This is a genomic window from Pseudoalteromonas sp. T1lg24 (genome assembly GCF_002964745.1).
GTDB classification, from domain to species: Bacteria; Pseudomonadota; Gammaproteobacteria; order Enterobacterales; family Alteromonadaceae; genus Pseudoalteromonas; species Pseudoalteromonas spongiae.
The window spans coordinates 370864-380716 of the sequence record NZ_PQCB01000033.1 but is presented as its reverse complement, the minus strand read 5'-3'; the positions used below and the strand labels follow the sequence as shown (position 1 = coordinate 380716).

Sequence of the window (9853 nt, the reverse complement as noted above, 5' to 3'; positions counted from 1 at the left end):
CTTCCATTTAGTGGATAATGCCCTAGTTATTATATAGTTACACGAATGTAGTTTAGGTTTTAGGGATGAAAATTAGAAAACATAATAAATTTTTAACACTATTTTTGGTGAATGCAGCGTTGATTGGAGGTTGCTCCGATAAACCTAAGTCGGTTGCAACCGTTGGTGATCAGGGGGTAACGCAACAAGAGCTTAATGCGTATTATGAGCTCAAACGTATTGACAAAGATAATTCAGAACTCGTTACTAAAGCCAAAAAGCATTACCTAGAATCCCTAGCGGTATCGCAGGCTATTGAGTCTCTACCTGAGTTCGACACGTCAAAATTAGCGGTAGAGCTAAATGAGATAAAAAAAGATTTATTACTTAGTCGATATCTTAATCAGTTTCTAGAAACGGCTGTAACCGATGTTGAAATGCGCAATTATTACGCGCAAAACAGTGATAACTATCAGTCAAAACAGGCTAAAGTATCGCATATTTTAATACGTGTGGCACAAACAGATGACCAAGCAACACGTCAAGCCAAATACTCTAAGGCGCAAGAGGCATATTCTAAAGTAATTACAGGTCAAGCATTTGCCGATGTTGCTCTAGCCATGTCGGAAGACAAAGTATCTGCAAAAAACGGTGGACAGTTAGGTTGGATCAAAGAAGGAGCTGTAGCGCCAACGTTTTCGGATGCAGTATTCAATCAACTTAAAGAAGAGCAGATTTCTCAACCGATCTTAACTTCCTTTGGTTATCACATCATAAAGCTTGAGCACACACCAAAAACGGTGAGTCAGCCATACGAGCATGTAAAAGGAAACATCAAGCGTACGCTAAGAAAGGCAGCGAAAGATACCGAGTTAGCGCGTTTAAAGTCAACAGTATCAGTTACGTTGTAATAAGGGACTACAATGCGCAAATGTTTAGTATTACTAGCATTGTTGCTAGTTGGCTGTGGTGAACAAGACGTTAAACAAGAGTCAGATTCGGGTGTACGTGACGTAATCGCGAATGTTAACGACGTGCCAATTACAGCGCAAGAATTAGAACATGTGATGCTCAAAACGTTTGGTGAATATGCAGCCATGCAACTTGGCGATGAAGGCCGGAAAAAGTTGCTCGAAAGCATGATAATCAAAAAATTAATGGCTGAGCAGCAACTGGCACAATTCAGTGAGTATGAACTAGCAGAATTTAAACTCGCACAACAAGCATATCGTGATGAATATTTAAGCAAACGCTATATCCAACAGAACATAACTGCAACCCCGGTTTCAGAAGAGCAAGTTAAAGCGTACTACAACGCTAATTTAAGCGAATTTGGGCAAAAAATGCAGCGTAAATTTGAAATGATCACTTTGCCAAATTCAAAGGCTCCCCAAAATGCACTAGACAGTTTTGTGAAAGATATAGATTGGCGAGAGCACGCGCAGGACCAAAAAGATGAGGGCACAGCACTGATTTTGTCTCTTGGTACGCAAGGTGATAAAGGATTAAGCCCTTTTTATCGCAACATTATTGCAAACGTAGCGCTTGGGGAAGTTTCAAAAACGTACCGTTTAGATAATAAGTTAATTCGCTTTAAGGTGATAGCTGAACATAAAAGTGATGCAAAACCGTTGAGTGAAGTTAAAGAACAAATAAGAAAGACACTATCACCAATTCAAATCAAACGTGCAATAAAAGAGGAAGCGGCTCGTTTAAAACAACAGGCCAAAATAACCCGTTATGCTATGGATTAGCGAAAACTTAAGCAGTTTAAAAAATTACTTATCGATATTATTGCTGGCAGGTCTATTATCTGCATGTTCAAATCCAGATGATGTAAAAAAACCGCCCAAGCCAGAAATAGATTATCATTCGAGTACGCCGTTAGATGGCCCAATTGCGGCTGTTGAATATGCATTGTTCGCACCCGGCAGTGAAATTCAAGATATTACTAAAGCGCAAGCTATACAAACAGGTAATATGCCTGCAATATCAGCAATGTTATTGGATCCTGAGTTTGTGGGCGCCGCACAATTTAGGGGCTTCTTTTTCGCTGAAAATGACGAACTTTACCAATTTGAAGTGTTTACAAATGGTAACGCAGAGTTACAGATAAACGGTTCTGCCTATATTGAAGGTGAGTTGCTTGCACTCGGCAAAGGGTACCACCATATACAGTTGTCATTCGAAAGTGATGAACTGCAAACACAGCCGCGAATTTTAATGTCGTCTGAAAAGACCCAAGAAATTGATTTAGCACAGCAGCATTTATACCTGGCAACGAGTTCATTAACAAAGGTTGACGCTGTAAACACGACAATTCCTGCGCGAAATACCTCTGGCTTTGAATATAAATATTTTGAAGGTGAAACGTTAGATTTTAATTCATTAAAACAGATAGCTCCGATAGTTCATGGGAATCGAGATGACATAAGCTTACTTGTTCGTCATAGTGATCAAAGTTATGCTGTGACTTATCGAGGCTTTTTAACACTGGAAGAAGCAGCAAGCTACAGTGTAAGAGTGTTATCGAGTGGTCCTATTAAAGTAAGCCTCAATCAAAATTTTCAAGAGGCAAGTGAGTTTGGTTTAATTGAGCAGTTTGTAACCTTAGAAGCTGGCGTTCATGAGTTCGAATTTACTCAACTACAACACACCAAACAAGCAAATCCGATGCTTGATATTGCACTTTATACGCCAGGGAGCACAGCGCGTTATTTATCATTAGATAATTGGTCATTTGTCGCTGAAAAAGTAGAAAAAAATGAAATTCCACCAATCACTCCCGCAGGTGAATATGTTGAAGGCACTAACTTTAGGGTCTTTACTACCCAGCAGCCAAATAATATGGCGCACGCCCAAAGTTTGCTACCTAATCTAGTTGGCGTATCGATAGACAACTTACCTAACAACGAATGGCCTAAGCCTTATTCAGTTTTATTTGATACCGAGTTAGAGGTAGAGCAAGACGGTTACGTAACACTTTACTATACAGCTGAAAGCCAAATTGAAATTGAGTTTGCTGGGCAAGTTTTAAGTGCTCAAAATGTACAAGAATTAGCAACTAATAGGTCCACTGTTGTAGATAAACACGTGGGGAGAGTAGGGAAATATCACTATCGTACATTCTATCTCAAAAAAGGGCGCCATCGTTTAGTTTATTACTATGTGGTAACAGGCAATAGTGTGCGACCTGTAATTAAAATAGCGTTACCAAATAAAATTGCACGCTTAATTGAATTCCTTAAGTTATTAGCCGAAAAACTGTCTCGTAAAGCAGACTTAGACGGTGATGGCGTGCCTGATGATGAGGATGCTTTTCCAGAAGACCCGAATGAAAGCAAAGACAGTGACGGCGATGGTATTGGCGATAACAGCGATACAGACCGTGACGGTGATGGCATAGAAAATGAAAAAGATGTGTTTCCTGATGACCCAAATGAATGGTCAGATTTAGATAATGATGGCATTGGTGATAACAGTGATGAAGATCGCGATGGTGATGGTGTTAATAACCAAGATGATGCATTTCCAAACGATCCTAGCGAAACAACAGATACTGATAATGATGGTATTGGCGATAATACTGACCCAGACATTGATAATGATGGAATTGTTAACGGGCTAGATGCATTTCCGTATGATGCAACCGAATGGTCGGATTTAGATAATGATGGCATTGGCGATAACTCAGACCCAGACAAAGATGGTGACGGTGTTGTTAATGAGCAAGATCTATTTCCAAGTGATCCAACTGAATGGTCTGATCTGGATGGTGATGGCATTGGTGATAATAGTGACCCAGACAGAGATGGTGACGGTGTTTTAAATCAATATGATGCGTACCCAGATGATCCTACGCGCTGGAGTGACAATCCTGAATTAGATGACCGTGATGGTGACGGGTATCCCAATGAGCAAGATGCATTCCCTGATGACCCTAATGAGTGGTCTGATTTGGATGGTGACGGTATCGGTGACAATAGTGACCCAGATCGCGACGGTGACGGTTACTCTAATGAGCAAGATGCATTTCCTAATAATCCGAATGAATGGGCAGATTTAGACGGAGATGGTTTAGGTGACAATAGTGACCCTGACCGCGATGGTGACTCTTACAACAATGAACAAGATGCGTTTCCAGATGATCCCGATGAATGGGCTGACATGGATGGTGATGGTATTGGTGATAATAGTGACCCTGACCGTGATGGAGATGGCTATGCGAATGAAAATGATGCTTTCCCAAATAATCCTAATGAGTGGTCTGATTTAGACGGAGATGGCATTGGGGATAATAGTGACCCGGACCGAGATGGTGATGGCTATAATAACGACATTGATAGTTTTCCAGATGATCCTACACGTTGGTTAGATCCGGTTGACGTAGTTTTGTTTGCTGAAAGTGAAAAGTCCGCAGTAAATCTTAATTGGCAAATTTCGGATTCACCGCACATCTCGCAAATTATTTTAAGTCGATCTGATTATCAAGGGACGTTCTCTCAGCTTGCAACTTTTGATGCAACGGTAAGAAGTTATATCGATTCTACAGCGATGGGCAACCGAGCCTATCACTATAATATTACGGTGAGAGCAATTGATTCTCTTTTAGGTCAAAGTAGGTCAGTGTCTGTGTTTAACATAGGCAAGTATGAACAGGTTCAAGCGTTAAAAGTTGAAAGTAATAAGGAAGGCCTTTCATTAACTTGGCAAGCAAATGACAGTAAAAACTACCAAATAGAAAAGCGTTTAGCTGACGGCGCTTGGTTAAAATTAGCAGAAACAAATAATAGTTCTTATGACGATTTTGATGTTATTTCAGGAATGACGTACGAATACAGAGTAAGGGCTTATAACTATATCAAAAACCCAATCACTCAAAAAAATGTAATCGTTTTAGGCCCTTGGTCAGAAAGTGCGAGTGCATTGGTACGCAGTGTTCCTGAATTAGTGTTGTACGAATACGCAAAGCATGAAGGTAATCACTTCGACTTTTTCGCGACGAAATCAGCCGAAAAATTAGTCATTAATGGGCGGTTACTAAACGTTTCTTACCCATCAAAGTTGACTATCAAAACATTGAGTTCAGAACAAGAGTATACAGTTCAAAATGATAAACGATTTAAGTTGCCGCTTGATTTAGCACTTGGTCATGAATGGACGCTCAGCGCAGTTGATGTAACTGGTTGGCAAGAAAATTTTGTCATCAAAGTAATTACTCAAGCTGACTCGCCAAACATTGTGCTCGACCCAATAGAATTAGAGACAGAGCAAGATAGCATAACATTGTCTGGTAAAGTTGAGTCGCAAACCAATTTAAAAGAGTTATTGGTGAAGTCAAATGTATTCGAGGACAGCACATTCCATTTGATGTTTAATGAACTGCGTCAATTTACGGGACAGATCCCTCTAAAACAGGGTGATAACGAACTGACTATTGTGGCTGAAGATGCATTGGGTCAAAAAGTTAGCAAAATAGTTAATATAAAACGAGTGTCCCAAATACAGCCGACAATAGCACTAGTATCTCATAAAGATGGGGATACGGTCACCCAAGCAAATGTTCAGCTTGAGTTTGCTGTGACAAGTGAAGTTACGCTAACCGAACTAGTGGCAACAATGAATGGTCAATTTGTCGGAACCATTAGTCCATTTGAAAATAATCGATGGCGTTTGACCTTTGAACCAATAATGCTTGATATGGGTGATAACTTATTCAATGTAAAGGTCGAATCAGCACAAGGATATGGTGAGTTACGTTTTATAATCACACGAATAGATGAGGACCAAGGCATTGCGCCAATAATAGAAATTTCTAGCCCAACTAATGGCAGTTGGATTAATCGTGATAAATTTTTAATCACCGGTGTAATTGTATCTAATGTATTGCCAGAACTAACAATTAATAATATTGACGTTGGCGTAACACCTTCAGGTATAGAGCGTTATCAATTTGAATACCTGGCTCAAAAATCTGAAAATACATGGACGCTGGAAGCTACCAATAAGTTTGGTAATGTAATTCAAACCCTTAATTATCAATTTGATAATAGCGCACCAATAATAATACTGGAACAGCCTTGGCCAAAAAACTCGTCTACTGTGTTGGTACAAAACCCAGTTACGATTAGCGGTACGGTGAGCGATGCGCAATCAATAACATTAAGCGTTAATGAGTTACCTATACAGTTACGACCTGGTAATAGTGAAAACGAATATCGTTTTACTTCGCAGTTAGATTTGGCGAAAGGCGTTGATACACCAGTTACAATCAAAGCGGTCGATTTTGCCGGTAACACAAGTGAATATGCGTTTAATTTAACCAATCAGTCACAAACTGCGGTAAATATCATTGCACCACGAAAACAGCAAACCTTCTTAATTGACGATGCTAATTTATCACTGCAAATTGTTGCTGCAGTGGAAAATAGTACCGAACAAATGCATGCTGAAATTCAAGTTAATAATGCCTCGCCAATCGCGGTTGATGTGATTGCAGGATACATAAACGTAACAACTGAAGTAGACTCCAGTACCACAGAACAAATGTTAACAGTTAATGTCTATGATGGGAGCAATAGCTTAGTTGGTACGTCTACGCAATTTTTCACTGTTAGTAGTAAACAGGCGATACCTTTAAGCATTATCAAGACAACTCCTAAAAATGAGGATGAAGGACATGCCGCAAACGGTTTTATAGCATTTTACTTTAACAAAGCGGTTGAACAATTGGATATTCAAGTAAATGTGTATGAAACATTACACGGCGACACTTATCTGCCTAAACCTCCCCAAGATTCACCGTTTACTATGGGAGGGTATGAAGTAAAACGTGTAGATCGCGATAACGAACCTGTACCCGGTGCAATTGCAAGTTTACCTGGTGATCATACGTATGCCTTTTATCCTAGCCGTGAATTTGGCTATGGCGCAACAATCCGTGCCGAAATATTGGTAAATAGTGAAGAAAAAGCGCGATTTACTTTTAAAACTGAAAAGATGCCAACCTTAATAGATGGTAATTTAAAGGATCATTTATTTGTCAGTATTCCAAAGATGTGGGTAACTATCAAAGAGCTTGGTATCAGTACTCAAAGTGACGACAATGGTAACTTTACATTTGGTTATGGAGATCAAAAACTCCCAGAAACATCAGCGAATTATTTAACGCTCGTATTTAACGAGTTTTCGCCTGCATCTGATTTTGGTAACTATATAAAGACACTGGATTATGTACCAAATACGCGACATTCCCTTGGTGTAGTTCAGGTGCCATTTTTAGGTAAAAACATTGCATTTGGTAAAGTGGCATCAGGTCTTCCCAATACAAACCTTGCTAATGGTGATTTAACCTTTGATTTGTCACAAGCGAATATAAATTTTAAAGGAAAATCCAGTGTACCAATGCAGTTTAGTATTCAGAACTTTACTGCATCAGGAATGCAATTAAATAATGACGTACCAATATTCTATTTAATGGCAGGTCAACCACAAGGTGTAGAAGTTACAGGCGCAATGAGTCTAACTATGACTGCAGCGAGTTTGTATGGTAATACAAGTTATTTGCCTGACGATGGTGAGTTTGTCCCTTTATATGGTCGAAAGCTCAACTCCAATAAAATGGAATTAGTTGGAGTAGGCCAATTACAAAACAGGCAAATCATATCTCGTGGACCAGTGCTACTTTCAACATTAGATTACATTGGCTTTGGTCGCTTACACCCTAATTTACAAGAGCATTTGAAAAATTATGCTGACGGTCAAATTGGGTTAGTACAGCTTTCTGCATTAATAAATAAACGGAATTAAAATGCGGTTCTTAAGACTTTCTATTTTGTTTAAGTACATTGTATTTATTTACTTAATTTTAATTAGCACAGTTACACACATTAAACCTGCAAACGCGTACGGTTACTTAGACATTCAACGAGTTCGCATCGGTATGGTAATGGCGCGCGGACTTGTACTGGAAGGTGATTTGCCGATTTGGGCCCAATATAATGACTCAGGAAAGACGGTGGGAGCCGAGTTTCCTCTTGTTAGTTATCCCAAAAGTTATGTTCTCTCAGCAGAGCATGTGAACTCAGTTCATCAAACACTCGATTCATTAAAACTAAAGCATGGTGACCGCCTCCAAATAATGTCTGTTGATGCATATAACAGTGCAGAATTTAAAACAGGCATAAAAACCGAAATTAAGAAAATTACGATCCCCAATTATTATAAAAGCATAGTGATACTCGACCCTAAAACGTTAGTGTCAGGTGATCAAGATATGGTATTGCTGTTGGCTCGTTTCGACCTCAACAGTATTGGCGCGGTTGACGGGGGCGTGAAATCATTATTACTTGATTATAAAGGTGCATTAATCGCATCATCTGAATTTAATATCGCATTCAAAGCGGCTTTTTATGATGGTGAACGAGGTGACAGTGCAATCCCGTCATCTATTCGATCGCTGTTTGATAAAACGCCTTATGCTCCGTATACCCAATCATATATTGAAGTTGTAGCACCGTATCCTGGCGGGGCGATACCCGATGAAGAGGGTAAGTGGCGGGCGCCCTTCATGTTAATACCGTGCCCAATGTTTGAGTTTCATTATACAACGCCTTCAATCTTACAATATTACTTTGGCAACTTTAACCATAGAGGGTACAGAGCAGGGTTTTCATATCAAATGTTACCTGGGCATAGCACTTGTATTGGTTATGACGCGATCCAACCAACAGATCTTGCAGGTTTGATGGCAAAAGTTGCCATCATGGGAATACTTGCATCTGTTCAAGATCCTGTCGGAATCAATAACTATTTCGTTGATACAACACTATTACACGGTCGTGGCGCACTCATCGATTTGAATTCAGGTGCACCAGTACCAATTACTGGTCAAACAAAATACGTTTATAACGAGCCCCAAAATCGAGTGATCCCATCACCTAGTTTTTATTTTGATGGCGATGATCTGAAAGAGTTTACTTTACATGGCAAGTTAAACGCTGAAGGCCAATTTGTATGTAATGAATCGCCAGATGATGCAACTTATTATGGTGTCTACTTATCATCAAGCGGGGTTAAACCCGCGTATGATTGTAAAGACGAGGAACCAGAGCTACCTCAACCAGATTTAGTACGAGTAGTCGACATCGCCACGGACCGAACACCTCAGGGTCTGCTTGCTGAAATTAGTGAGGATGATTTCCAAGACACAGATATTTTTGTTTTCCGAGAATCAACCGGAATGCTAATTACGCAACGCAAAGGTAAAGATCTAAGGGAAGGGGCTAGTCACTACGCCATTGATAATAACAAATTTACCTACCAAATTTTTATGCGAGGTCCTGCTTCTGACGCATTTTATAACTATGCGATGAGGAGAACAGGCGGAGAAGCCGGCTTTATTGAGTATCAAAGTAAATCTCATATGAACCCTGAGTTGCATCGCCGTGAAGCGGATCATTTAAAACCCAACGAAATGTTGCGTATTGTCCTTATTAATCGAAAAACCGGTTATATAGGAACGGCATTACGTTCATTTTGGGGGATATCTGACGATCGTCATTACATGAGTATTTTACATGAAACTCGAATGTATCCACCTAACTTAAAAGTAACAGCGGAGCGCATTTTTGAGCCAAATAAAAATTCAATAAAAACAGGTCAGCAAAAAAACTTGATTAGTTATGAAGGCTCAGCATTATCAAGTGATTCAATGCTAGTGCTGACAACTGAGTGGTTTGATAATGATGGTACCCCTTTACCAGCAGGGTTAGCTGACTTTGGTTATACAGGGCGTTTAGCAAAAGTTGCCGGTAACAATAGTTTAGTAACCGTTGGCGGTGAGCTTGCAAACTTTGCGATAAAACCTGGGCGC

4 protein-coding genes are annotated in these 9853 nt (G+C 39.8%); all 4 read left to right on the top strand.

The window, feature by feature from the left end:
• The first annotated feature begins 65 nt into the window (after positions 1-65).
• Complete coding sequence (locus C2M30_RS13970) at positions 66-890, top strand: peptidylprolyl isomerase (protein WP_105172071.1); 825 nt, start codon at positions 66-68, stop codon at positions 888-890.
• Positions 891-902: 12 nt separating this feature from the next.
• Positions 903-1733: a peptidyl-prolyl cis-trans isomerase gene (locus tag C2M30_RS13965; RefSeq protein WP_105172070.1), complete on the top strand. Its 831-nt coding sequence runs from the start codon at positions 903-905 to the stop codon at positions 1731-1733.
• A complete protein-coding gene (locus tag C2M30_RS21790; protein ID WP_105172069.1) occupies positions 1720-7788 on the top strand; it encodes a thrombospondin type 3 repeat-containing protein in 6069 nt (2022 codons plus the stop codon). The genes C2M30_RS13965 and C2M30_RS21790 overlap by 14 nt, the downstream gene beginning before the upstream one ends.
• Before the next feature lies 1 nt (position 7789).
• The coding region (locus tag C2M30_RS13955; protein WP_158683447.1) for a hypothetical protein at positions 7790-9853 on the top strand (2064 nt) is incomplete at its 3' end.